Genomic DNA, 24001 nt, shown 5'->3' with positions numbered 1-24001 from the left:
GCGGGGCAAGCCATACCGTCAGGCTAGATCCGTCCGCCCGGCGGCGCCCGGTGGCTACGCTCCGTCACTCCGGGCGCCGTCGGCGGGTGGAGAACGGGACAGAGCCTAAAGCTGTCATTTAGGGTTACTGTTCGTCACTTCCCGTGCGGCCGGGAGGGTCGCGGGGGAGAGGCCTGACCTGCCGGAATATCCGCTTGCCCGGCCGCCGCCCGCCCCCGTAAGGTCTCGCCGCAGCAACGACGTGTAGCTCAGCGAGACAGAGCACCAGGCTTCGGTCCTGGAGGGCGCGGGGGCAGGGCCCGCCACGTCGGCCATGAACACCAACGCTGAGCAGCAGCCGTCAGGGGCCGCCACCACGGGCGCCGTCTCCACCGACTCCGCCCACGGGCAGCTGGCCCGCGCCTTCGTCACCGCCCTCGCCCACCCCGACCCGGCCACCCGCGCCCGCGCCGAGCAGCGCGCGGCCGGCTGGCGCGAGATACTGGCCGGCATGCGCGCGGGCACCCTGGCCATCGGCTCGCGCACCCCGGCCGCGGACCTGCCCGCCTGGGTCACCCCCGAGGTCCTGCACGGCGGCTTCGCCACCGGCCGCGCCCGCGCCGAAGGCCCCCTCCAGCCCCACGAGACCGACGCCTGCCGCCGCGCCGGCATCCCCGAAGGCCGCGCCGAACTCTTCGCGCACTGCCTCACCGAACCCGGACTCGCCGACCTCTGGCACCTGCTCGACACCGGCCGCTACCGCATCACCGTCCCCGAGGAAGCCGCGCTGCTCACCGTGGCCTGGCTGGTCCGCGCCGGCGAGCAGCAGGCCGCGCTCGACCTCGTCGACGTCCTGCGGCCCTTCGCCGCCCGCCTGCGCTTCACCCCGCCGCCCGGTGACGCCCCGTCGGCCGCGCCGGACGCCGTCCACCGCCGCACCGCCGGCGAGGCCTCCGCCGCCCTCGCCCGCCGCACCCCCAACCGTGCGGTGGAGGCCCAGCGCGAGGCCCTCACCGTCTGGGCGCCCTTCGCCGACGACCTGCTCACCCACTGGCTGGCCGCCGGCGACGGCCCGACCGGCGACGGCCGGAGCACGGACGGGCCGTGGCACCGCCGCGGCGCCGAACTCCTCCTGCGCTACCGCACCCTCGCCGCCGCCCACCCCCTGTGCGGCAAGCACCGCAACCCCCGCGAGAACCTCGCCATCCTGCGCACCGCACTCGAACTGACCGTCACCGGCGGTCAGCTGGACCCCCGGACCCGCGGCCTGCTGCGCCACGCCGTCGACGCGATGGTGCGCCGCCGCGGCCTGCCCGGCTCCGCCCAGCACACCGCCCTGCGCCGCGCACAGGCCCGCCAGGCCGCCCAGCCCTCCCACCACGCCGTCGCCCAGGTGCTCATCGCCCGTCTCGCCGCCCACCCGCAGCACGACGGCCTGGCCGACGCGCAGGCCCTCCTCGCCCCCGTCACCGGGGCCGAGAGCACCGCCGTCCCGGTCGCTACCGCGGTTCCCGCCGGCACCGCCGTGCCGCCCGCCCTCCACAAGCCCGTCCTCGCCGCCACCAGCGCGAGCGTCGAAACCCTCATCGCCCGCGGCCTGGTGCCCTCCGCCGAGGTCCTGGCCGAGCTCGCGCCCCAGCTCGCCGCCGTCACCGAGGCCTCCGCCCACCCCGACCCGGCCCTGCGCGCCCTCACCGCCGCCGGCCACAAGGCGTTCGCGGGCCGCCGCTCCCTGCTCCTGCTCCACTACGCCAGCCAGGTCCGCGCCGACGAGCTCCCCTGGAACCTCGCCGTGCGACCGCACCGCACCACCGACGCCACCACCCGCGACGCCCACCTCGCCACCCTGCACCGCCTCGGCGCCCTGGCCGTCGCGACGTTCCCCGGCACGCTCCTGCCCAACCCGCTGGTCGGCGAACTGTCCGCGCTCGCCCGCGAGGCCGGCGCCGACCTGCCCTTCGTGGAGGAACTGGCCGCCGACATCTTCATGGGCGGCTTCAGCCCGAAGTACCTGCAGGCCGCCCGCATCGCCGCCGAACTGCTGGAAGGCTCCCTCTACGAGAGGTACTTCGACATCGACTACGCCGCCGTCTACGCGATGGACGACACCTGGCAGTTCTCCGCCCAGTGCACCCGGCGGGCCGGACGCACCGGCGCCTCCTGGTCGGTGACGGGCAACGGCGCCGTCATCGAACAGGCCCAGATCCTCACCACCCACAACCTCGCCACCCTCGCCGGCCCCGCCGCCCTCACCCCGCCCGAGGGCTGGGACGTCCTCGCCGAACGCGCCTTCACCACCGCCTGCGGCTTCGCCTCCCGCGGCCTCACCGCCCGCACCACCCGCCGCAACGCCGCCCTCGCGTGGCGCCAGATGCTCTTCCACCTCTCCCTGTGCCCGCCCCGCACCCGCGCCGCCGTCCTGGACACCCTCACCACCCGGCCCCACCCCGACGCCCTCGCCGACGCCGTCGCCGACCTCGCCCGCCTCGCCCGCGGCGCGGCACCCGTGCACGCCCCGCTCCTGGGCTGGGCCTCCGGCGAGCGCTCCGGGGCCTGACGCCCGACCGGCCACGGGCCTGACGCCCGACCGGCCACCGGCCTGACGCCCTACCACCCCGCCCGCCCACACGGGCGGGCCCGGCGAAATCCACGCGGCGCCCGCCCGCCGCCTGTTACCGTCCCCTGCCGTGACAGCCGACGCGGCGGACGAATACACCCGGAATGTCGAGGCACTGGCCCGGCGCTTCGACGTCGGCTGCCTGGTGGCACTGCTCCCGCGCGCCCACCGGGCCGCCGCCCTCGCCGAACTCGTCGACGCCGACCCCGACTTCTTCTTCCTCGGCCACGACCACCCGCCCACCGTGACCGACAGCACCGTCACCGACGGCACCCCGGCCGCGCGCCGCGCCCTGGCCCGCACCGTCCGCGACCCGCAGGCCCAGCAACGCCTGCTCGACCTCGACGACGCCGGCATCGACGCACGCCTGGCCGACAACCCGTCCCTGACCTACCCGGCCGAATGCCGGCTGCGGCTGCGCCGCCCCGCTGCCGTCGCCGCCGGCAGCGGCTACCGCCCGGAGCACCACCGCGCCGCCCTGACCTCCCGCGATCCCGACCTGGCCGCCGCCGCGCTCGTCGACCGCCGCACCCACCGCTGGGACGACCCGATCCCGCCCACCGTCTGGGCCGACGCCTGGCGCACCGTGCGCCTGGCCGGCGGCCCCGGCCGGGTCCGGGAGGTCCTGGCCGCCCTGCCGCCCGGCGCCGACCTCGACGACGCGACCCGCCGGATCGCCGAGGCCTGCGCCGAACCCGACCCCGAACCCTTCCTCACCAGTGCCGAGGACCGCATCACCGGCACCGGCGCCCTGCTGCGCCGCCTGCGCCGGATCCGCACCGCGCCCGACGCCCCCCGCGGCCGGGCGATCCTCGCCGAGCCGTACCGGGTGGACTGGGCGCTGGTCGCGTCGGCCGGGCTGTTCCGCCGCCTGCCGCGCCTGGCGGCGCGGCTGCTCGCCCACCGCCCCGACTGCCCGCCCGACGTCGCCCGCGTGCTGCTCACCGGCCGCCCCGCCCCGCGACACCTGCCCACCCCCGGGCCCGCAGCCCCCGGGCCCGCAGCCCCCGGGCCCGCAGTCCCCGGGCCCCGTGCGGACGGACCGCCGCCGTCCGCGCACCACCGCCGCCCGCCCGTCCTCGGCCCCCTCGACGCGGCGGACCCGCTCGCCGTCCTGGCCGCCACCCCGATCGGCAAGGGCGGCCTGGACATCCACCACGTGTGGTCCGCGATCGAACTGGGCCGCATCACCGCCCGGCAGGCCGTCGACCACGCCCGCCCGGCCTACGCCGTCGCCTGCCACGCCGGCCAGACCTCCGCCTTCCACGCCGGCACCCGGGAACCCGGCGGCGGCCGCGCCGCCCTGCACACCGCCGCCCTCGCCCACCTCGCCGAACACCTCGCCGCCCACCCGCCGGCACCGGGACTGTGGCGCGAGGTCGACGCCTTGATGCGTCCCTTTCCCGGCCCCCTGCCCGCCCTCCTGGCCACCGCGGCCCGCGCCCGCACCGCACCCGCCGACGAGCGGTTCCGTCCGTGGCGGGCCTGAACGCGCCGCTGCCGTCCGCACCCCTGGTTGAGGCCCGGGCGCCCGGGGGAGACATACGGGGCACCGACGCGCGCACGGAAAGCAGGAGGCCGGGATGGACGCCGACATAGCGGCGATGACCAGGACCGTCCGCGAGGCCAGGACGCAGGTCAGGGAGGACGCCCTGCCCCGCGCCCGCACGCGCCGCGCCGACGTCGCCCGGCCGGACGAGGCGGCCCTGCTCGGCGCACTCGCCGACCTGCTCGACACCGCGCGGGAACTGGCCGAGACCATCGGCCCGCGGATGACCACCCCCGACGCCCGCGCGTCCTACGGCTGGGCCGGGCGGCGCCTGCGCGAACAGGCCGAGAACCTGCGGGCCGACGAACGCAAGCTCGCCGCCGACGCGGCGGACACCCAGGCCCCCACCGCCGCCGGCTGACCTGAGCCCCGGTCAAACCACCAGTCGCCCTTTCGGGTGCCGAGGGGTTGGGCGACGCCCGGCGGTGGCAGAACGCCGGGCATGACCCTGCGCACCGCGTCCCCCCGTCCCCGCCGCCGCCCGTACCAGCGCCCGGCCTGCTGCCGGACCTGGCACACCGAGCACCTCCTGCCCGACGGCACCCCCGTGCGCACGACCTGGCACCAGCCCGCCTGCCAGGCCCGGCCCGCCCGGTGACGGGCCGCCGGCCCGAACCCTTCCGCCCCGGCGCCACCGCCGTGCGCCGCGACGTCCACGCCGGGCGCGTGTGGACGGCGATGCCCCAGCGGGTGATCGACGACACCGGCGACACCCTCACCCTCGCCCACTGGCCCGGAATCGCCGGTCTCGCCCCGACCTCCTGGATCGACGCCCGCCGCACCCGCGACGACGCCACCCGCAAGAGCGGCCTCGACGACCTCGCCTCCGGCACCTGGACGCTCGCCCCCCACCGCTGGGAGCGCACCGAACTGCTCTCCCGCTTCCTGACCGGCGAACACTTCTCCGTCCACTGCTTCCAGGACGCCGCCACCCACACCCCGCTGCACTGGTACGTCAACTTCGAGGTGCCGCACCGCCGCCGTCCCGGCATCGGGATCGACACCATGGACCTCGCCGTGGACCTGGTGGTCGAACCCGACCTGTCCGCCCACCGCTGGAAGGACGAGGACGAGTACGAGCAGCTGCGCCGCCTCGGCGTGGTCGACGAGCGTCTGCACGGCGCCGTCGACGCGGCCCGCGAGCGCGCGCTGGGCCTGCTGCAGGACCGCGCCGGCCCGTTCGCCGGCGGCTGGCCCGCCTGGACACCGGACCCCAGCTGGCCGCTGCCCGAACTACCCCTCGCCGCCCGCGACTTCGAGGGCGGCGCGGACGGCTGAGGCGATCAGCGCGACCAGGTTCGACGTCCGGCGGTCCGCCTCCTCGGTCGCGACCTCCGCGCCGCAGCCCGTACGGACGAGGTTCGGCCCGTCCAGGCCGTCGAGCCCGCAACGCCCGTTGCGCCGCCCGCTGCCGGGGTGCCGGCGGGTGCCCGGCACGTCGTCGGGGTGCAGGACGAACACCGCCCCGTCCCGTCCGGCCGCGTACCTGCCCTGCGCCGTCCGCGGCCTGCCGATCCCGTGCCTTGTCGCCCGCTGCCCGCCATCGGCGGCGGGGCGGGCCTCGCGCAGGCCGGCGCTCAGCGCGTCGTCGCAGGTCGCACAGGTGAAAGTGATCACCGGCCCCATCGTGCCCGGCCCCCTCGCGGGCGCTGTCACAGGCCCGTGCGACGATCCGGAGCATGATCGCCCCGCTGGAGTCCCTCCTGCCCGCCACCGCCACCGGCGCGTACGCCTCGACCACGTACGCCGACTGGGCCGCCGTCCACGACCCCGGCGCGGCCGGTGCCGCGCGCGAGGCGGTCGAGGAGATGAACGGCGAGTTCAACCGGTACTGGGAGAAGCCCGGCGGGTTCGTCGACCTGATGGCACGACGGGCCCGGCGGCTGCCGCCCGCGCACCTGCCGTGGTTCTGGGACACCGTCGGCCACCGCCTGCTGCGCAACGGCATCCGCGCCGCCGCCCGCGCCTACGTCGCCGCCCGCGCGGCCGAGTCCGCCCACGGCCTGCCCGTCGACCCCGGCTACCGGCGGGCCAACGCCCTGCTCTTCGCCGGGTGCGGCGCCCTGCCCGCCAAGGAACTCGCCGCCCACCAGCGCTTCCTCGCCGAAACGCTGGACCCGTCCGCCGCCCACGGCGCCCTCGACGAGCTGCTCACCGCCTGGGCCGCCTCACCCGCCGACCTGCCCGCCGACCTGGTCCGCCGCGCCCGCGCCTCCGCCAAGGCCGCCGGACACGGCGACGGCGAGGTCGCCCGGATGGCCGGCGCGATCCTCGCCACCGCGCGGGACAAGGCTCTCCCGGCCGCCCTGCTCGACGACGCCGCGCCGCTCCTGAACGCCCATCCGCCCACCGGCGCGGACCTCTCCGCCCTCGTGGAGCTCTTCCCCTCCGGCACCACCGACGGCGGCGCCTGGCTGCGGCTGCTGATCGCCTGCGGCGCGGTGCGGGCGATGGCCGAGGGCCGGATCGTCCCGGAGGGCGGCCTGCACCGCTGGCTCGGGCACTTCGCCCACATGTACCAGTACGCGCGCCAGTCCGGCGGAGGCGTCGCCCGCCAGCAGCTCCCGTCCGAACTCCTCGACACGGTGCAGGAGTTCGGCCCCCTCCTGCGGACCGGCGGCACCGCCGTGACACTCCACACCACCCGCTACCACTGGCAGGGCCTGGACGCCGACCTCCTCGACGCGTGCCTCGCCGCCCAGGTGCCCGTCACCGACCCCGGCCCCGAGACGCGCCTGCGCTTCTGGGGCGAGGACTCCCGCCGCGACCTCGCCGCCCTCGCCGCCGACCCCGTCTTCGGCCCCCGCCTGGAAGGCACCGTCCACGCCGGCCTGCTCCCGCACCACGGGTCCGCCCGCCGCCGGGCCGGCACGGCGATCACCCTGCTGCCGGGCAACCAGGGCATCGCCCAGGAGGTCGCCGCCCGCGTCGCCCGCCTCGTCGACACCGTCGCCGGCGGCGGCATGGCCGGAGCCGAGGAAGCCGTCACCGAACTGGAGACCGTCCTCGACCGCCCCACCGTCACCGCCCTCGCCGGCATCACCGACGCCCTCGCCGAGGCCGGCGCCGCCGGCGCCCTGCGGCGCTCCCTGGCCGCCGGACTGCCGGAGGAACTGGCCTGGCCGGCCCTGGAGTCGGTCCGAGCCGAATTCGAAGCCGAGCACGCAGACGGCTCCACCGGCATCGAGGGCATCACCTGCACCTGGCCCGTCCTCACCGTCTTCAACCGCGAGCGCGCCGTCGCCGTCGCCCCCGACGGCATCCGCGCCACCTGCCGCTTCACCGTCCCCGACGACGCCACCCTCTTCGCCGCCCACTACGCCGGCGGCTCCTTCCTCGTCAGCTGGACCCTCAAGCCCAGCCCCTACCACTGCGACACCGCCGTCTGGGCCGACCGCCCCGACGCCCCCTTCACCCCCGGCGAACTCCGCGGCCTCGTCCCCTACGACGGCAGCCTGGACGGCGCCCACGGCTTCCAGTTCGAGACCGCCGACGGCACCGGACGCCACAGCGGCGGGCACGTGCTGCGCCCCGGCGACACCCACGGCATCGACGGCGACGAGCTCCAGCTCGGCGACGGCACGCGGATCTGGACCAACGCCGTCTTCGGCCGCCGCCCCTGGCGGCCCGTCGACCCCGTCACCGGCGAACCCCAGGGCGACCTGTCCCTGCCCGACTTCCCCGGCCGCCCCGCCGACCCCGCCCTGCCCGCCGAAACCGGCATGGCCCTGTCCCACGAGGACCTCCAGCTCGCCCCGCTGCCCGCCACCCTCACCGGCTCCCCCCTCGGCAGCCGCGACGGACTCGTCGGCACCCGCGTCCTGTACCGCACCCGCCACCGCAACCACGCCCCCGACCACTTCCTCCTCGAAAGCGTCGACGGCCGCACCGCCCGCTTCGACATCGACCGCCCCGGCCAGACCCCCTGGGGCCTGTGGGCACCCCCGGAAGGCGCCGCCGAGGACGTCGTCCTCGCCGAATCCCAGACCCGCACCGGCGTCCGCGCCTACACCCCCGACGGCATCCTGCTGTGGGAACAGGACGGCCACGACACGCCCCGCCGCTCCCGCGGCACCCCCATCCGCGCCGTCACCGCCTCCGGCGGCACCGCCCTGCCGCCCGCCTACTGGTACCTGCTGCGCACCCGCGACCGGGCCGCCTCCCGCGCCCTGCGCGCCGTCACCCGACCCGTCGCCGACGCCCTGCTGGCCGCGGCCCTCGAAGGCCCCGGCACCCTGCGCGCCGCCGTCGCCCGCGAACTGCCCGACGTCACCGACCCGGTGCTGGTCGAGGCGGTCGCCGCGGTGGCCCTGCGGGCCGCCCGGGTGGAGGAGCGCCGCCTCGCCCTGCACCGGCGGGTCGCGATCCTCGCCGAGACCCCGCCCGTCCTGCCGCGCCGCAGCGCGCCCGACACCGAGCTGATGCCCGCCCTGTTCGGGCTGCTCCCGGACGGCCCCGGGCGGCCCGACGGCCGGCCCGCACCCCTGCCCGCCACCCTGGGCGCGCTCGCCGCCGACGGCGCCCACCTGGCGGGCGCCATCGGCGAGGAGGTCCGCCGCCTCTCGCCGCCCGCGCCCCCGCACGAGTGGCCGCAGCTGCTGGGCGCGATCGACGCCGCCGCCTGGCGGGCCGCGGTCGCCCCCACCCCGGAGGCCGAACGCGCCGCCCTGCTGGCCCTGTTGGGCACCTGGTCCGACCAGCCGTTCGCCCGCGCGGGCAGCCGCTGGTGGGCGGGGCGCGCGGACACCGCGACCCTGGCCCGTCTGCGCGCGGACGGCCTCGCGGTGGCGTCGGCGCGCGTACGGGCGCAGGGGGCGTCGCAGCGCTGGTTCGTCACCGGCGCCGACGCGACGCTCGCGCAGCCCGTCCCCACCGCCCGGCTCGTGCGCGTCGACCGCGACGACGCCGCCCGGCTGCGCGCCCTCGTCGCCGCCGTCGAGACGGACGGGCCGCTCGCGCTGCCCGCGGAGGCGGTCGCGCGCTTCGCCGAACTCGCCGGAGTGCGAGAGACGTTGGCGCGCCTGGTGCTCGCCGGGCTGCCCGCCCGTCCCGACCGGGACGACCATCGCGCCCTGGTCACCAAGGCCCCGTACAGGGCCACCCCCATGACCGCCGACACCTACGACCAACTGCGCGGGCGCCTCGGCGACGAGGGCCGCCGGGCCGTCCTGGCCGCCGCCCTGCCCGAGGACCCGGCCGACCTGTGGCGCCCCGGCGGCGTCGAGGCGGCCGCGGAGCGGATGGCCGCCGTGTGGTGCGAGCGCCTCGGCGCCCTGCCCGCCGTCGACGACGCGGCCGCGGACAGCCTGGAGACGGACCTGGGCCTGCCCGAGGTCTGGGCCCGCCGCCTGGCCGGCGGCTCCGCGGCCGCCGCCGACGGGGCGGTCGAGGCGGCCGGCTGGGAGCTCGTGGCCACCCCGTACGGGAGCGGCGTGGAGGTGCGCGCCGTCCCGCCGGGCGGTCCCGCCCTGCCCTACGGCACCCCGGTGGGCCTCAACCTGCGGCAGGCCGCGAGCGCCCTGGTGTGGGCGTGGACGGACCGTCCGGTCGGCGATCCGGCGGTGGCCGGAGCGTTCGACCTGTACGAGCGCCTGCGCGCCGAACTCGGCCGTCCGGAGCTGCTGTTGGCGATGGGCCGAGCCGCGGTCAAGGACACCCCCGAAGGCCTGGCGCACCGCTTCGGCCCTGAGTGCCTGCCGGTGGCCGAAGGCCGCCGCAAGGACACGGACGCCCCTCTGCCCGTGGCCCACGACGCCGGCCCGCTCGTCGTCTGTTCGCCCAGCGGCCGGGCCTTCCTGCGCCCGGCCGCGCTGAGCGATCCGCAGGCCTGCCGGAGCGTGCGCGAAATCCCGGAACTGACAGCCGAGTTGAACGTCCTCATGCCGTACCTGCCCGGCGGTGGCCTGGAGCGGATGATGCACCGCGCCCGCACCACGCCCGTCCCGGCGGGCGCCTACGAGGCCAACCCGCAGCACTCCTGCCCCGGCCTCGTCGCCCATGCCGCCCGCCACCTCGACGTCGGTCCCGACGCGGCCGCCCTCTACCTCCAGCTCGCCACCCTGGCCGCTCCCACCGACCGCAACGTCCGCCGCTGGAACGCCTGGACCGCCAAACAGCACGCCGCCGCCCGCACCGAACTCCTCGCCACCGGCACCGTCACCGAAGCCAAACGCCCCCGCGCCGGCCGCACCCTCTTCCTCCCCGGCGAGTGGACCGACCTCAAGTCCCCCCACCTCCCCCTGGAAACCCCCAAACTCGCCACCCACACCGTCCGCCCCCTGTGGCGCAACGAGATCCACGCCCCCTTCCCCCGCATCCAACCCCCGCTCCCGCTGCACGAGTTGTTCACCACGACGTGGACCGCCCTCCACGGCACCCCCGGCGGCCCGCAGTGACCGGCCAGGGCCCGACGGGCACCCTCGGCCGCCTCGGCGACCTCATGGGCGGCCCGGTGCGCCCGCCCGTCGGGAAGCTCGGCGTCGAGCGCCCTTCGGGGCCCCGCGGCGGCGGTACCGCCCTACGGGCGCGGACGTCCTGGGTCCCCGACCTCGCGCAGGCCTGTCGGCCTGTGAGTGAGGGCACGGGCGAGTTCGGTGGTGATCGTGCCCGTGGCCGCAGGCAGCCGTCACCTGGGATGTCGTGCGGCCGGGCTCACCGCCGGCGCCGTACCGCCGTGAAGCGGACCGGGGTGCCCGGGGTGGCCTGGGCGGCGGCGGGCAGGGCGGCGGCGGGGATGACGCCGATGACGGGGTAGCCGCCGGTGGTGGGGTGGTCGGCGAGGAAGACCACCGGGCGGCCGTCCGGCGGGACCTGGACGGAGCCCAGGACCATGCCCTCGCTGGGGAGTTCGCCTTCGCGGGCGCGTTCCAGCGGAGGGCCGTCCACGCGCAGGCCGATGCGGTTGCTGGTGGGGGAGACGCGGTAGCCGGATCCGGTGAGGACGGCGAGGGAGCGCTCGGTGAACCAGTCGTCGCGCGGGCCGATCAGCACCGGCAGGAGCAGCGGGTCGGGCGCGGCGGGGGAGGCGACCACGTCCGCCCCGGCCGCCGGGCCGCACGGTTCGCCGAGCGCCAGCTCGTCCCCGACGGCCAGGGGCGCGGGGCCCAGCCCCGACAGCAGGTCGGTGGAGCGGCTGCCGAGCACGGGGGTGACGGCGAGTCCGCCCGCGAACGCCACGTAGCTGCGCACGCCGGACGTCGCCGCGCCGACCTCCAGCAGCGCCCCGGCGGGCACCCGCACCGGGGCGGCCCACGCGGCGGGCCGTCCGTCGACCCGGACCGCGCACGGCGCACCGGTGACGGCCACCGTCACGGCGCGCCCGGTGCGCACCGCGCAGCCGAGCACGGTCGTCTCCAGCGTGGCGGCCGTGGCGGGGTTGCCCACCAGGCGGTTGGCGAGCCGGTGGGCGGGCTGGTCGAGCGCGCCGGAGCGGGGCACGCCCAGGTGCGCGTGGCCGGGGCGGCCCAGGTCCTGGACGGTCGTCAGCAGGCCGGTGCTCAGTACGGTGACGCTCATGCTCCCTCGATGACGAAGCGGACCCGGGTGCCCGGGCTGAACAGGGCGGCGCGCTCGCGGGAGGGGTCCCACAGCACGGTGTCGGTGTGCCCGATCAGCTGCCAGCCGCCGGGGGAGGAGCGCGGGTAGGCGCCGGTGTACGGGCCGGCGAGGGCGATCGAGCCGGCCGGGACGGCGGGCCGCGGGACGGCCCGGCGCGGTACCCGGTAGCGCTCGGGCAGGCCGGTGAGGTAGCCGAAGCCGGGGGCGAAGCCGCTGAAGGCGACGCGGAACTCGGTCGCGGAGTGGATGCGCGCCACCTCGTCCTCGGCGACCCCCCACAGCGCGGCGACCTCGGCGAGGTCCGCGCCGTCGTAGCGCACCGGGACGGTCACCGTCTCGTCGGTCGTCGCCCGCAGCGGCGGCACGCACCAGCCGGTGAGTTCGGCGGCCAGGGCGTCGGGGTCGGCGACGCCGTCGAGCAGGACGGTCCGTTCGGCGGGCACGACCTCCGCGACGGGCGGGAGCACGGAGGCGGCGCGCCGGCGCTGGAGTTCGGCGTGGAAGGCGGCGGTCTCGTCGGCGTCGTCGAGCTCGACCAGCAGCGCGTCCAGGCCGACCCGCAGGACCCGCGTGCTCACGCGAAGGCCTCCACCCGGACTCCGGCCGCCCGCAGGGCCGTTCGGACCCGGCGGGCGAGGTCCGCGGCGCCGGGGGTGTCGCCGTGCACGCACAGGGAGCGGGCCCGCAGCCGGACGCGTTCGCCGGTGCGCGCGGTGACCTCGCCGTCGCGGGCGATGGCGACCGAGCGGTGGACGACGGCGTGCGCCTCGTGCACGACGGCGTCGGGTTCGCGGCGCGGGACGAGCGCGCCGTTCGGGGTGTAGGCGCGGTCGGCGAAGGCCTCGGCCACCACCGGCAGTTCGGCCCGCCCGGCGGCCTCGTGCAGTCGCGAACCGGGCAGCCCGAGGACGGGAAGGCCGGGAGCGGCCAGCTGGACGCCCCGGACCACCGCCTGCGCCTGCTCCTCGTCGTGCACCGTCCGGTTGTACAGCGCGCCGTGCGGTTTGACGTACGCGACACGCGCCCCGGCCGCCTGCGCGAACACCTGCAACGCCCCGATCTGGTAGGCGACTTCGTCGGCCAGTTCGTCCGGCGGCACGTCCATCGCGCGGCGCCCGAACCCGGCGAGGTCCCGGTAGGAGACCTGCGCGCCGATCCGCACGCCCCGCTCGGCGGCCAGGGCGCACACCCGCCGCATGGTGGACGGGTCCCCGGCGTGGAAGCCGCAGGCGACGTTGGCGCTGGTGACCACCGACAGCAGCGCCTCGTCCTCGGTGAGGGTCCAGCGCCCGAAGCCCTCGCCGAGATCGGCGTTGAGGTCGATGACGTCCCCGCCGCGGCCGGCGCCGAGGTCCATGAGGGCCGTCGAGGCGGGCGGCGTCACCTCACGCCGCCCGTCATCGCCCGGGTGATCACCGCGCGCGCGTCGTTGAGGTACCGGGTCAGTTCCACCTCGGCGTCGTCGATCTCGCCCGACTCCAGCAGTCCGGTGAGCGTCTGGTTGCGCCGCAGGAACGGCGCGTGCAGCTCGCGCGCCGAGGGGACGGCGGCGAAGGCCAGGCGCAGCTCGGCGACCAGGCGCGCCATGCACTCGTCGATCCGCTCGCTGCCGGCGAGCCCGGCGACGGCCAGGTGGAAGTGCAGGTCGGCGGTGCCGACGGTGACCCAGTCGCCGAGCGCCTCGGCGGCCTCGGCCCGGGCGAGCGCGGCCCGCACGGCCGCCAGGCGCTCGGGCGCCGCGCTGCGCAGGGCGCGCACGCCGGCCGTCTCCAGGGCCAGGCGCAGCGTGTAGATGTCGGCGACGTCGGCCGGGTTGAGGATCCGTACGAACACGCCGCGGTTCAGCTCGTGCACGACCAGCCGCTGGTCGGCCAGCAGTCGGAACGCCTCGCGGAGCGTGTTGCGCGAGACGGCGAGCGCGTCGCCGAGAGCCTCCTCCGACAGCCGGGTGCCGGGGGCGAGCCGGCCCTCGGTGATGTGGTCGCGCAGCACGTCGGCCACCCGCTGGGCGGCACTGGCGCGTTCGATCCGGCTCCGGTCGGCCGCGAGTGCGTCGAAAACCCCGGTCACGTTCCACCTCCTGAACTCTTGTCGGATTGTTCCACAATCCCCTAGCCTCGCGGCAACCCCCGAACGGTCGCGGCCACACCCGGCCGGGACCTCCTCCGCCCGCGGCGTCCCCGACGGCCACCCTTCAGGGGCGGAGGCCCCTCTGAAAGGCGGTCAGGAACATGATCGTTCTTGTCGGCATCCTCGTCGTGGTGGCCGGGTTCGCCACCCGGCGAAATCCGCTCCTCGTCGTCGGCGCCGCCGGCGTCGTCACCGGACTCCTGGGCGGGATGAGCCCGGTGAAGGTCCTGGAGGCCTTCGGCACGGGCTTCGCCTCCAGCCGCTCGGTGACCCTCTTCGCCGTCACCCTGCCCGTGATCGGCCTCCTGGAGCGCCACGGCCTGCAGGAGCAGGCCCGCACCCTGATGAACAAGCTCGCCAGGGTCAGCGCCGGACGCCTGCTCGCCGTCTACCTGGTGGTGCGCCAGCTCGCCGCCGCCCTCGGCCTCACCGGCCTCGGCGGGCCCGCCCAGGCCGTGCGCCCGATGATCGCGCCGATGGCCGAGGCCGCCGCCGAGCGCCGCCACGGCACCCTGACCGAACGGGCCCGCGAACGCCTGCGCTCCTTCGCCGCCAGCGCCGACACCGTCGGCCTGTTCTTCGGCGAGGACTGCTTCCTCGCCGTCGGCTCGATCCTCCTGATCACCGGCTTCGTCAACGCGACCTACCACACCGACCTGGAACCGGTGCAGCTCGCCCTGTGGGCCATCCCCACCGCGGTCTGCGCCACCCTCGTCCACGGCGCCCGCCTGCTGCGCCTGGACGCCACCCTCGCCCGGGACGTCCAGGACGTTCCCGCCACGGGCAACACGACCGCTGCCGCCACCCGGGCCGAGGAGAAGACGAAGTGATCAAGGTCGAGTGGCTGTACTGGCTGGTCGGGGCCGTCTTCCTCGCGATGGCCGCGCAGATGGCCGTGGACCGCACCAACCCCAAGCGCTACGGCAGCGCCGCCTTCTGGGGCCTGCTCGGCGCGAGCTTCGTCTACGGCAGCTGGGTGGCCGACAAGAGCGCGCCCGCGGCCCCGCTGGGCGCCGCCGTCCTGGCGATGATCTGCCTGGCCGGTTTCGGCCTCACCGGCCGCGGCACCGCCACGGCCGCCGCCCCCGAGCAGCGGGCCGCCTCCGCCGAGCGCCTGGGCAGCAAGCTGTTCGTCCCCGCGCTCGCCCTGCCGCTGGTCGCACTCGCCTGCGGCACGCTCCTCAAAGGCGTGCACCTGGGCGGGAGTCCACTGCTCCAGACCGGCAGCGAGACGCTCCTCGGGCTCGGCATCGGCTCGCTCGTCGCCCTGGGCATCGCGCTGCTGCTCACCCGCGAGCGCAACCCCGTCGTCGCCCTGCACTCCGGGCGCGGGCTGCTGGAGGCGATGGGCTGGTCGCTGCTGCTGCCCCAGCTCCTGGCCGTGCTGGGCTCGATCTTCCAGAGCGCCGGCGTCGGCACCCAGGTCGGCAGGATCACCACCCACTTCCTGCCGGACGGCAGCAAGTACGCGGCGGTGGCGGTCTACTGTCTGGGCATGGCCCTGTTCACGGTCATCATGGGCAACGCCTTCGCCGCCTTCCCGGTGATGACCGCCGCGATCGGCTGGCCGATCCTCATCACCCAGCTGCACGGCCACCCGGGCGTCGTCCTGGCCGTGGGCATGCTGGCCGGCTTCTGCGGCACGCTCGTGACCCCGATGGCGGCCAACTTCAACCTCGTCCCGGCGGCACTGCTCGAACTCAAGGACCAGTACGGGCCGATCAAGGCCCAGATCCCCACCGCGGGCGCGCTGCTGGTGTGCAACATCGCCATCATGTCGCTCTTCGCGTTCTGACCCGCTCCGTCTCCTCCAGAAAGGCCGCCCATGACCAGGGTCCTGCTCACCGGCTTCGAACCGTTCGACGGCGCCGACGTCAACCCGTCCTGGGAGGTCGCCCGCCTCGTCGCCGACCAGCCGCCCGAGGGGCTGCTGGTCACCGCCGTCCGCCTGAGCTGCGTCTTCGGGCGGGCGGCCGAGGAACTGCGCGCCGCGGTGGGGGAGTGCGCGCCGGACCTGGTGGTCTGTCTGGGCCAGGCGGCGGGCCGGCCGGACGTCACCGTCGAGCGCGTGGCCCTCAACGTCGACGACGCTCGCATCCCCGACAACGCGGGCGCCCGGCCCGTCGACGCGCCCGTCGTCCCCGGCGGCCCCGCGGCCTACTTCGCGACGCTGCCGGTCAAGGCCTGCGTGGCCGCCGTCCGGGCGGCGGGCCTGCCCGCGTCCCTCTCGCACACCGCCGGGACGTTCGTCTGCAACCACGTCTTCTACGCGCTGATGCACCTGCTCGCCACCGAACGCCCCGGCGTGCGCGGCGGGTTCGTCCACATACCCGCCCTGCCCGAGCAGGTCCTCGACCGCGCCCAGCCCTCCTTGCCGGCCGACGCCGTCGCCCACGCGCTGCGCGCCCTGCTGACCGCCGCGGCCACCACCTCCGCCGACCTGCGCGTCCCGGAGGGTGCCACCCACTGAAAGCCCGCCCGTGGTGACGGACCCGACGGTCCGTCACCACTGTTCCGGCGGCGGCCCGTCAGACCTGGTAACGCTCCGGCGCGAGCAGGTGCAGATGCCCGGCGACCCAGTCGGAGGTGCGGCGCAGCCCCTCGTCCAGGCCCACCAGCGGCTCCCAGCCCGCCAGTTCGCGTGCCTTGCGGTTGTCGGACAGCAGCCGCTCGACCTCGCTGCCACCCGGGCGCAGCCGGCTCGGGTCGACGACGATCTCGGCGTCCCGGCCGGAGGCGACGATCATCGCCTTGGCCAGGTCGCCGATCGACACCTCGCTGCCGGTGCCGAGGTTGACGACCTCGCCGAGCGCGCGGTCGGCGCGGGCGACGGCCAGGAAGCCCTCCGCGGTGTCGGTCGCGTAGGTGAAGTCACGGGTCGGGGTGGTCGAGCCGAGCCTGATCTCCCGTGCGCCGGAGTGGAGCTGGGCCAGCACGGTGGGGATCACCGCGCGGGCCGACTGGCGCGGGCCGTAGGTGTTGAACGGGCGCACCACCGCGACCGGCAGCTCGAAGGCGTGCCAGTAGGACAGCGCCATCATGTCCGCGCCGATCTTCGAGGCGGAGTACGGGGACTGCGGCTGCAGCGGGTGCCGCTCGTCGATCGGCGCGGTGATCGCCGTCCCGTACACCTCGCTGGTGGAGGTGTGCACCAGGCGGGCGCCGTGGCGCAGGCAGGCCGCGGCGACGTTCTGCGTGCCGACGACGTTGGTCTGCACGTACGCCTCGGGGGCCTGGTAGCTGTACGGGATGCCGATCAGCGCCGCGAGGTGGAAGACGGTGTCGCAGCCGGCGACCGCGTCCAGGACCCGGTTGGCGTCCCGCACGTCGCCCGCGACCATCTCCACGGCGCCGTCGGGGCCGGCCAGGTAGCGGGCGAGGTAGCCGCGCTCGGCGTACGGCTTGTAGTGCACCAGGGCCCGCACCCGGGCGCCGCGCTCGACCAGCAGGTCGACCAGGGTGCTGCCGATGAAGCCCTCGGCGCCGGTGACCAGGACGGTCCGCCCGCTCCAGTCCTGCTGCACGGCGTGCTTGATGTCGGTCATGACTGTCCTCCAGGAGTTCTTCGGGTGTTCTCAGAGCCCGTACGGGGCGGGGACCAGCGGGGCGGGCGCCCGCCCGACGACGCGCAGCACCTTCGCGGCGAGCAGGTCGGCGGCGACCGCGTGGTCGCCCGGCTCGGCCGCCTCGGCCATCGCCGCGAGCCGCCGCGGATCCGCGAGCAGCGGATCCACCAGCTCCGCCAGGCGCTCACCGGTGCACTCCCCGTCCGCCAGCAGCAGGCCGGCGCCCGCGTCCGAGAGCACCCGCGCGTTGTGCGTCTGGTGGTCGTGCGGCGCGTGCGGGTAGGGCACCAGGACGGCCGGCATCCGCACGCTCGACAGCTCGGCGACGGTGGCCGCGCCGGCCCGGCACACCATGAGGTCGGCCGCCGCGTACGCCAGGTCCATCCGGTCCAGGTAGGCGACCGCCTGCGCCACCGGGTTGCCCGCCAGCGCCGTCCGCACCTGGTCGAGCGCGGCCGGACCGGTCTTGATCAGCAGCCGCCGATCGGTGCGGTGGCGCCAGCGCCCGGCCAGCTCGACGGCCGCCGCGGTCAGCCGCGCCGCCCCCAGGCTGCCGCCGTTGAGCACCAGCAGCCCGGCGCCCTCCGGCACGCCGAAGTGCCGCCGCGCCTCGGCCCGCAGCGCCGCCCGGTCCAACCGGGCCACCGCCCCCACCAGCGGCATCCCGACCGTCTGAACCTCCCGCCCGGCCGGCAGGTGCTCCCGCGTGCGGTCGAAGGCGAGCGCCACGTGCGGGGTGAGCCGGGCGGCGAACCGGTTGGCCCGCCCGGGCACCGCGTTCGACTCGTGCACCACGCTCGGCAGCCCCGCCATCCGCGCGCCCACGATCACCGGCGCACTCGGATACCCGCCCATCCCCACCGCCACCTGCGCGCCCTGCTCCCGCAGGATCTCCCTGCACCGTCGGCCCGAGCGCAGCAGCGCCGCCGGCAGCAGGTAGCGGCGCGGGCCCAGCGAGGCGTCGAAGGGGATCATGTCGACCGTGTGCAGCCGGTGGCCCGCCTGCGGGATCAGCGTCGTCTCCAGACCGCGCTCGGTGCCCACGAAGGAGATCACCGCCCGCGGATCGGCCCGGCGCAGCGCCTCCGCCAGCGCCAGCCCCGGATAGATGTGCCCACCCGTGCCGCCGGCCCCGATCACCACCGACAGCGGCGGGCGCCGGTCGTGCACCTCGTCTTCTCTCGTCGTCGTCCACATGCCGACGAGCCTGCTCAGGCCGTCTAAGAGACTTCTCAGAGAGCATTTGAGAGGCTGGCCCACATGATCAACGGGCAAGCCAACGGGCAAAGAGTGCTGGTCGTGGACGACGACCCCGAGGTGCGCGCCGCCGTCGAGGACGGCCTCGCCATCGAGGGCTACCAGGTACGCGGCGCCGCCGACGGCCTCGCCGCCCTCACCGAGGTCGCCTCCTGGCAGCCCGACGCCATGGTCCTCGACCTCCTCATGCCCGTCCTCGACGGCCTCGCGGTCTGCCGCCGCCTGCGCGCCCTCGGCGACCGCCTCCCCATCCTCGTCCTCACCGCCCGCGACTCCGTCAGCGAACGCGTCGACGGCCTCGACGCCGGCGCCGACGACTACCTCGTCAAACCCTTCGCCCTCGACGAACTCGCCGCCCGCCTGCGCGCCCTGCTGCGCCGCAGCGCCCCCGCCCCCGAGGAGGAACCCGGCCTGCGCTTCGCCGACCTGGAAGTCGACCCGCACACCCGCACCGGTACCCGGGCCGGCCGGCCGGTGGAGTTCTCCCGCACCGAATTCGCCCTCCTCGACGTCCTGCTGCGCCACCCCGGCCAGGTCCTCCCACGCGAGGTGATCCTGGAACGGGTGTGGGGCGCGGACTTCGGCCCCGACTCCAACTCCCTCGCCGTGTACGTCGGTTACCTGCGCCGCAAGCTGGAGGCCGGCGGCGAACCGCGTCTGGTGCACACCGTGCACGGCGTCGGCTACCGCCTGGGCACCCCGGACCGGGCGACGTGAGGGCGGCGCACGCCCGCTGGCGGCGCCGGCGCCCGCTGCGCACCCGGCTCGCACTCGCCTGCACCGCCGCCGTCGCCGTCGTCGCCCTCGGCATCAGCGCCGCCGCGTTCAGCATCGTCCGCTACGAACTCAACCACCAGCTCGACCAGCACCTCACCCAGCAGGCCACCCTCGTCCAGCAGCAGCACCGCGACCAGGGCCCCCAGGTCGTCCACGGCGAATGCAACTACCTCGCCGCCCCGGCCTGCGCCCAGATCGTCTCCGCCGACCCCGCCAGGACGGCGAACGAGCCCTACCTGCTGCCCGTCACCCCGGCCACCCGCCAGGTCGCCGCCCGCCAGCGCCCCGGCTACTTCACCGACCTCACCATCGGCGGCCACCCCGCCCGCATGCTCACCACCCCGATGACCGCGGCACCGCCCGGCACCCGCCAGGCCGTCCAGGTCGCACTGCGCTCCGACAGCGTCGAGGAAGGCGTGCAACAGGCCGGTGCCCTGATGGCCGCCGTCGCCGCCGCCGGCGTCCTGCTGGCCGCCCTCCTCGGCCTCACCGTCGCCCGCACCTCCCTCGCCCCCGTCACCCGCCTGACCCGCACCGCCGAACGCATCGCCGCCACCCGCGACGCCGGCCTGCGCATCGACCTGCCACCCGGGCGCCGCGAGGACGAACTGACCAGGCTCGCCGCCAGCTTCAACACCATGCTCGGCGAACTCGAACAGTCCGTCGCCGCCCAGCGCCGCCTCGTCGCCGACGCCTCCCACGAACTGCGCACCCCGCTCACCGCGCTGCGCACCAACGCCGAACTCCTCTCCCGCGCCGACCGCCTGACGGACAGTCAGCGCGAGCGGGCGGCGTCCGCGCTGCGCCGCCAACTGCGGGAGGTGACCGGCATGGTCAACGACCTCATCGAACTCGCCCGCGACGAGGAACCCCAGCCGCTGCTCGAACAGGTCGCCCTCGCCCCGCTCGTCCAGCACTGCGTCGACACCGCCCGCGGCCACTGGCCGGCCGTCGCCTTCACCCTGGACGACCCGGACGCCTCCGCCGCCGAACGCACCGTCGCGGGCGTCCCGGCCCGCCTCGCCCGGCTGCTCTCCAACCTCCTCGACAACGCGGCCAAGTTCAGCCCGCCCGGCGGCACCGTCGAAGTCCGCCTCACCCGGCTGGAGCTCACCGTCCGCGACCACGGCCCCGGCATCGCCCCCGAAGACCTCCCCTACGTCTTCGACCGCTTCTACCGCGCCTCCGCCGCCCGCGCCCTCCCCGGCTCCGGCCTGGGCCTGGCCATGGCCCGCCAGATCGCCCAGGCCCACGGCGCCACCCTCACCGCCGAGGCCGCCGAGGGCGGCGGCGCCCTGTTCCGCCTGCGCCTGCCGGCCTGAGCAGGGCGCTCGCGGATCCGCCCGTGGTCAGACGGTGGTGATCGGGGTCGCGTGCTTCGTGGGCTCGCCGACCGGACCCGGCCCGTGCCAGAGCACCTCGGCCGGGGCGGCGCCGCCGCCCCGGCCCGATCCGAGGCGCTCCTCCGGAGCCGTTCGCCCGGTCCGGCCGGTCGGCCCCGGCGGCCCGCCCGGGTGCCCCGCAGGGGGTGTGTACGGCCCCTCGCCCGCCCCTCAGCCCGCCGGCTGCGACGGCCGCCCCGGGACCCACAGGGGCGCCGGGCCGTCGTGGGGCACGGTGCGGTCGGCGAGGTCCTCCAGCCACCGGCCGGCGCGGGCCGGGTCGCCGTCGCCCAGCTCGACCAGGGCGGTGGCGGCGATCCGGGCGCAGGACAGCAGCAGGGCCAGGGTGTCCTGGCGGCGGTGCCGCTCGCGGACGTAGGCCTCGCAGCGTTCGGCGATGTGCCGGCCGTGGGCGTCGCGGTCCTCCGGGGCCTCGGCGGTGATCGCCTGGACGCCGTGCCACACCAGGACGAGCGCGGCGGGCTCGCTGGGGTGGGCGGTGTCCGCCCAGTGCGCCCGTTCGCGGGCCTCGGCCGCCCACTGGCCCAGCCATTCCAGCGCCGCGGGCCCGTCGTCCCGCCGGGCCCGCAGGACCAGCTCCGCGGCCCGTCGGGCGAGCGACTCCAGCACCGCCCCGGCCGGCACCCGCAGCCCGCGCGCCGGCGACTCGCCGTAGGCCAGCCACGTGTCCGCGAACGACGCCGCCCGCACGTGCCACAGCCATGCCGCGGCCCCGGTGGACCCTTCGGCGGCCCCGTCCGGCCCGCCCGCCCACTCGTCCGCCGCCAGCCGGACCAGACCCAGACCCGCGACCCTCGCCGCGTCCCCGTCCAGCCCGAGCAGCCATCCACTCCTCACCGCGCACCCCCGTCAGCGCCCACCACCGGGCCCGTCGCCCGGCAACGGGGCACATCCCACCACACCCGGACGGGGACGAACCAGCCACCCCCTGTCACAACGTGATTACGGCATCATGTACAGGTCACCCGGCCGGGCCCGTCCCCGGGCGGCCGGCCCGGGCCCCGGTGCCGCCCCCGGGACACCACGGCCACCGCCCGCCGGCCGGCGGGCGCGAGCACCTCCCGGCTCTCCGCGACGTGCGTCACGGGGATGTCCACGGTGATGCCGGCGCCTGCCGGCCCGACCGTCCGATGGCGCCGCGCAGGGCTGCTGACGTCGCGACACCCGTCGGCCGGACGGCGGCGGTCAGTCGGTGTCGGTGGCGGCCAGGACCGCGATCTCCCGGCCTCCCGGGCGCAGGGCCGCGAGGGCGAGGTCCCAGGCGACGTTGTGGAACCAGGGGGCGGACGCGGTGCCGACGCGGAACCAGCTGGTCCGCCGCACCCGATCGGCGGTCCCGGCGATCGGCGCGTTGGCGGGGCTGCCGGTCAGGGCGGTCAGGGAGCGCCAGGCGGCGAGCCTGCCGTACGCGCCGTAGCAGCCGTGGCCGTAGGCCGGTGCGCGCAGCGCGGCGGTGAGCAGGGTGCGCAGCGCGAGGTCGGGGCTCGACGGGTGGAGCCTGGCCGGGGCCCCGTCCGCGGGCCAGGGGGTGAGCGGCAGGAGCGCGAGGAGCGCGGGGACGTCCTCGGGCGCCACCGGCTCCGGCAGCCAGAACTCCTGGGCGGCGAGCTTGCCGTTGGACTGGGCGAGCCAGTGGGCGACGGCTGCGCCCATGGCCTCCACCGTCGCGGGCACGCCGGTCTCGGCCGGATCGAGGTCGGCCGTCCGCCGCCGCATCGCCGGCGTGATCTCCGGTGCGTCGCCCGGCTCCGGCCACACGGGGGGAACCGTCCAGGTCCAGTCGTCCGCGGCCTCCGCGGGGCGCCGCAGCCCGTGTTCCTCGGGCAGCAGGCTCAGCGGCAGCGCGGCGAGGGGGTGCCCCTCGGCCGCGAGGGCCTCGGCGAAGGCGCGCAGCGCGGGGTGGCCGTTCACCGCGTCCGAGACGAGCACCGTCTCGTGGAGCAGGCAGGCCGCGAACTCGTGCGCGTGCGCGCCGGCCTCGGGCGCCTGGTCGAACACCACGTCGGCGATGTCCTCGATGCGGTGCCCGCGGGCCACGACCGCGGCCAGGTAGCGCGGGGAGACGCTCCGGTGCGGCGAGTCCAGCACGCGCACCAGGGCGCGCAGGCTTTCCGCCCCCGGGCGGGCGGCCAGGGCGTTCAGCGTCCAGTGCAGGACCGCGGAGCAGTGCCCCTTGTGGTCCTCTCCCGCGGAGATGCGGGCGGTGAGTTCCACCGCGAGGCCGCCGGCCCAGGCGAACTCGCCGGTGGAGACCCGCGATTCGACCTCGGCGCGGAGTACGGAGACGTCCGAGTCGTCGGCCTCGCACAGGGCGTCCACTGTGCGGGTGATGTCCTTGCCCATGGCGGGATTATGTCCCGCCGCCGGGCCGGCTCCCGGCCGACTTTCCCTCAGGAGGCCGACATGCCGAAGCGGCCGGGTTCCCGCGAGATCGCGGGAACCCGGCCGCCCGGGGCGCACCGGCGGGGGAGGACCCCGCCGGTGCGTCGTGTGTCGCTGTCAGTCCTCCAGGTCCGACCAGATGTTGAGGTTCCCGTCCTCGACGACCCACTCGTGGTAGCCGAGCCTGCGGCCGATCTCCTCGAACCGGCCCAGCCGGGCCGGGCCGATCGGGACGAAGTAGACCTTCACGGCCCGCAGGAAGAGCCGGAACCCGAGGTCGGCCCCCAGTTCGTCGACGGCCTCCGCCAGCGCCGGCACCAGGCCGGGCAGTGGCGGGACGTAGACACTGGTGACGGCCGCTTCGGCCAGCGCCGGTCCGACGCCCCGCACCTCGGCCAGCACGGCCGTTCGGAGCCCGGGGTCCGGGTCGGCCGGCGAGAGCGAAGGGGAGAAGGACGGCTCGTCCTGACGGACGAAGGCGGCACAGGTGTCCTCCACCCGGCGCAGCCAGGCGCGGATGCCGAGCCCGGCACCCGCCGGGTCGAACCGCGCCCGGGCGGCCGCCAGCCACAGGGTCGAGAGCGTGACGTCCGGAAGCCGCGACCGCTCCAGGCGCCGGGCGTCGTCCAGCACCTCCTGCGCGTACACCGGCCCTTCCCGTTCGAAGAGCCGCTCGGCGAGGTCGAGGCAGGCTGCCTCGTCCCTGAGCGTCAGGTGCATCGCGAGGTACTTCGTGAGCCCGGTGAGGCCGAAGTCCTCGTCGAAGTCGTCGCGTGGCTTCACG

Annotated in this window: 21 protein-coding genes and 1 tRNA gene; 12 read left to right on the top strand and 10 right to left on the bottom strand. The window is 76.5% G+C overall.

Annotated features, from left to right (window positions below):
• Nucleotides 1-237 precede the first annotated feature (237 nt).
• From AB0C76_RS30905 to AB0C76_RS30880, 6 genes are all read left to right on the top strand, one after another.
• Nucleotides 238-314 (top strand) — tRNA-Arg (locus AB0C76_RS30905).
• On the top strand, nucleotides 314-2536 hold the full coding sequence (locus tag AB0C76_RS30900) for a hypothetical protein (RefSeq protein ID WP_359971911.1): 2223 nt from the start codon (nucleotides 314-316) through the stop codon (nucleotides 2534-2536). Before AB0C76_RS30905 ends, AB0C76_RS30900 begins: the two co-directional genes overlap by 1 nt.
• Nucleotides 2537-2666: 130 nt before the next feature.
• Complete coding sequence (locus tag AB0C76_RS30895; protein ID WP_359971909.1) at nucleotides 2667-4085, top strand: hypothetical protein; 1419 nt, start codon at nucleotides 2667-2669, stop codon at nucleotides 4083-4085.
• Between the two features lie 94 nt (nucleotides 4086-4179).
• Nucleotides 4180-4506 (top strand): hypothetical protein, encoded by a 327-nt coding sequence (locus tag AB0C76_RS30890; protein WP_359971907.1) that lies wholly within the window; start codon nucleotides 4180-4182, stop codon nucleotides 4504-4506.
• Between the two features lie 81 nt (nucleotides 4507-4587).
• Nucleotides 4588-4743 carry a hypothetical protein gene (locus tag AB0C76_RS30885; RefSeq protein ID WP_359971905.1) on the top strand — a complete coding sequence of 52 codons (156 nt, stop codon included), beginning with the start codon at nucleotides 4588-4590 and terminating at the stop codon, nucleotides 4741-4743.
• Complete coding sequence (locus AB0C76_RS30880; RefSeq protein WP_359971903.1) at nucleotides 4740-5423, top strand: DUF402 domain-containing protein; 684 nt, start codon at nucleotides 4740-4742, stop codon at nucleotides 5421-5423. Before AB0C76_RS30885 ends, AB0C76_RS30880 begins: the two co-directional genes overlap by 4 nt.
• On the opposite strand, the gene AB0C76_RS30875 is transcribed toward AB0C76_RS30880, so the two are convergent.
• Nucleotides 5379-5762, bottom strand: coding sequence for a hypothetical protein (locus tag AB0C76_RS30875; RefSeq protein WP_359971901.1), 384 nt, complete (start codon nucleotides 5760-5762; stop codon nucleotides 5379-5381). The two genes, AB0C76_RS30880 and AB0C76_RS30875, sit on opposite strands and share 45 nt — an antisense overlap.
• A 62-nt stretch (nucleotides 5763-5824) precedes the next feature.
• Here AB0C76_RS30875 and AB0C76_RS30870 point away from each other — a divergent pair, with 62 nt between their 5' ends.
• Nucleotides 5825-10540 (top strand): hypothetical protein, encoded by a 4716-nt coding sequence (locus AB0C76_RS30870; protein ID WP_359971899.1) that lies wholly within the window; start codon nucleotides 5825-5827, stop codon nucleotides 10538-10540.
• A 256-nt stretch (nucleotides 10541-10796) separates the two neighbouring features.
• Here AB0C76_RS30870 and AB0C76_RS30865 read toward each other — a convergent pair whose 3' ends face one another.
• Genes AB0C76_RS30865 through AB0C76_RS30850 form a run of 4 tightly spaced genes read right to left on the bottom strand, consistent with a single transcriptional unit; the run spans nucleotide 10797 to nucleotide 13772 of the window.
• The gene (locus AB0C76_RS30865) at nucleotides 10797-11660 is read right to left on the bottom strand and encodes a biotin-dependent carboxyltransferase family protein (protein ID WP_359971897.1); all 864 of its coding nucleotides are present in this window, start codon (nucleotides 11658-11660) and stop codon (nucleotides 10797-10799) included.
• On the bottom strand, nucleotides 11657-12280 hold the full coding sequence (locus AB0C76_RS30860) for an allophanate hydrolase subunit 1 (RefSeq protein ID WP_359971895.1): 624 nt from the start codon (nucleotides 12278-12280) through the stop codon (nucleotides 11657-11659). Before AB0C76_RS30860 ends, AB0C76_RS30865 begins: the two co-directional genes overlap by 4 nt.
• A complete protein-coding gene (locus tag AB0C76_RS30855; protein ID WP_359971936.1) occupies nucleotides 12277-13059 on the bottom strand; it encodes a 5-oxoprolinase subunit PxpA in 783 nt (260 codons plus the stop codon). The genes AB0C76_RS30860 and AB0C76_RS30855 overlap by 4 nt, the downstream gene beginning before the upstream one ends.
• Before the next feature lie 23 nt (nucleotides 13060-13082).
• Nucleotides 13083-13772: a GntR family transcriptional regulator gene (locus tag AB0C76_RS30850; RefSeq protein WP_359971893.1), complete on the bottom strand. Its 690-nt coding sequence runs from the start codon at nucleotides 13770-13772 to the stop codon at nucleotides 13083-13085.
• 161 nt (nucleotides 13773-13933) lie between these two features.
• Here AB0C76_RS30850 and AB0C76_RS30845 point away from each other — a divergent pair, with 161 nt between their 5' ends.
• Genes AB0C76_RS30845 through pcp form a run of 3 tightly spaced genes read left to right on the top strand, consistent with a single transcriptional unit; the run spans nucleotide 13934 to nucleotide 16302 of the window.
• Nucleotides 13934-14662: a DUF969 domain-containing protein gene (locus tag AB0C76_RS30845; protein WP_359971891.1), complete on the top strand. Its 729-nt coding sequence runs from the start codon at nucleotides 13934-13936 to the stop codon at nucleotides 14660-14662.
• Nucleotides 14659-15627 carry a DUF979 domain-containing protein gene (locus AB0C76_RS30840; RefSeq protein WP_359971889.1) on the top strand — a complete coding sequence of 323 codons (969 nt, stop codon included), beginning with the start codon at nucleotides 14659-14661 and terminating at the stop codon, nucleotides 15625-15627. Before AB0C76_RS30845 ends, AB0C76_RS30840 begins: the two co-directional genes overlap by 4 nt.
• A gap of 30 nt (nucleotides 15628-15657) precedes the next feature.
• Nucleotides 15658-16302: a pyroglutamyl-peptidase I gene (gene pcp / locus AB0C76_RS30835; protein ID WP_359971887.1), complete on the top strand. Its 645-nt coding sequence runs from the start codon at nucleotides 15658-15660 to the stop codon at nucleotides 16300-16302.
• A gap of 58 nt (nucleotides 16303-16360) precedes the next feature.
• Here the strand turns inward: pcp and AB0C76_RS30830 are convergent, their stop codons facing one another.
• Both AB0C76_RS30830 and AB0C76_RS30825 read right to left on the bottom strand, forming a co-directional pair.
• A complete protein-coding gene (locus AB0C76_RS30830) occupies nucleotides 16361-17377 on the bottom strand; it encodes an SDR family NAD(P)-dependent oxidoreductase (protein ID WP_359971885.1) in 1017 nt (338 codons plus the stop codon).
• Nucleotides 17378-17407: 30 nt separating this feature from the next.
• Complete coding sequence (locus AB0C76_RS30825) at nucleotides 17408-18595, bottom strand: UDP-N-acetylglucosamine--N-acetylmuramyl-(pentapeptide) pyrophosphoryl-undecaprenol N-acetylglucosamine transferase (RefSeq protein WP_359971883.1); 1188 nt, start codon at nucleotides 18593-18595, stop codon at nucleotides 17408-17410.
• 63 nt (nucleotides 18596-18658) lie between these two features.
• Here AB0C76_RS30825 and AB0C76_RS30820 point away from each other — a divergent pair, with 63 nt between their 5' ends.
• Both AB0C76_RS30820 and AB0C76_RS30815 read left to right on the top strand, forming a co-directional pair.
• Nucleotides 18659-19372: a response regulator transcription factor gene (locus AB0C76_RS30820; protein WP_359971881.1), complete on the top strand. Its 714-nt coding sequence runs from the start codon at nucleotides 18659-18661 to the stop codon at nucleotides 19370-19372.
• Complete coding sequence (locus AB0C76_RS30815) at nucleotides 19369-20754, top strand: HAMP domain-containing sensor histidine kinase (RefSeq protein ID WP_359971879.1); 1386 nt, start codon at nucleotides 19369-19371, stop codon at nucleotides 20752-20754. Before AB0C76_RS30820 ends, AB0C76_RS30815 begins: the two co-directional genes overlap by 4 nt.
• A 231-nt stretch (nucleotides 20755-20985) precedes the next feature.
• On the opposite strand, the gene AB0C76_RS30810 is transcribed toward AB0C76_RS30815, so the two are convergent.
• The 3 genes from AB0C76_RS30810 to AB0C76_RS30800 all read right to left on the bottom strand — a co-directional run bounded on the left by AB0C76_RS30810 (nucleotide 20986) and on the right by AB0C76_RS30800 (nucleotide 24000).
• Complete coding sequence (locus tag AB0C76_RS30810) at nucleotides 20986-21672, bottom strand: hypothetical protein (protein ID WP_359971877.1); 687 nt, start codon at nucleotides 21670-21672, stop codon at nucleotides 20986-20988.
• A gap of 348 nt (nucleotides 21673-22020) precedes the next feature.
• Nucleotides 22021-23178 carry a DUF6183 family protein gene (locus tag AB0C76_RS30805; protein ID WP_359971876.1) on the bottom strand — a complete coding sequence of 386 codons (1158 nt, stop codon included), beginning with the start codon at nucleotides 23176-23178 and terminating at the stop codon, nucleotides 22021-22023.
• A 156-nt stretch (nucleotides 23179-23334) separates the two neighbouring features.
• Nucleotides 23335-24000 (bottom strand): hypothetical protein, encoded by a 666-nt coding sequence (locus AB0C76_RS30800; RefSeq protein WP_359971874.1) that lies wholly within the window; start codon nucleotides 23998-24000, stop codon nucleotides 23335-23337.
• Between the last annotated feature and the right edge of the window lies 1 nt (nucleotide 24001).

This window comes from Kitasatospora sp. NPDC048722, assembly GCF_040650235.1.
Taxonomy (GTDB): Bacteria; Actinomycetota; Actinomycetes; order Streptomycetales; family Streptomycetaceae; genus Kitasatospora.
The sequence above is the reverse complement of the archived record's forward strand: the minus strand, read 5'-3'. Positions and strand labels throughout refer to the sequence as shown.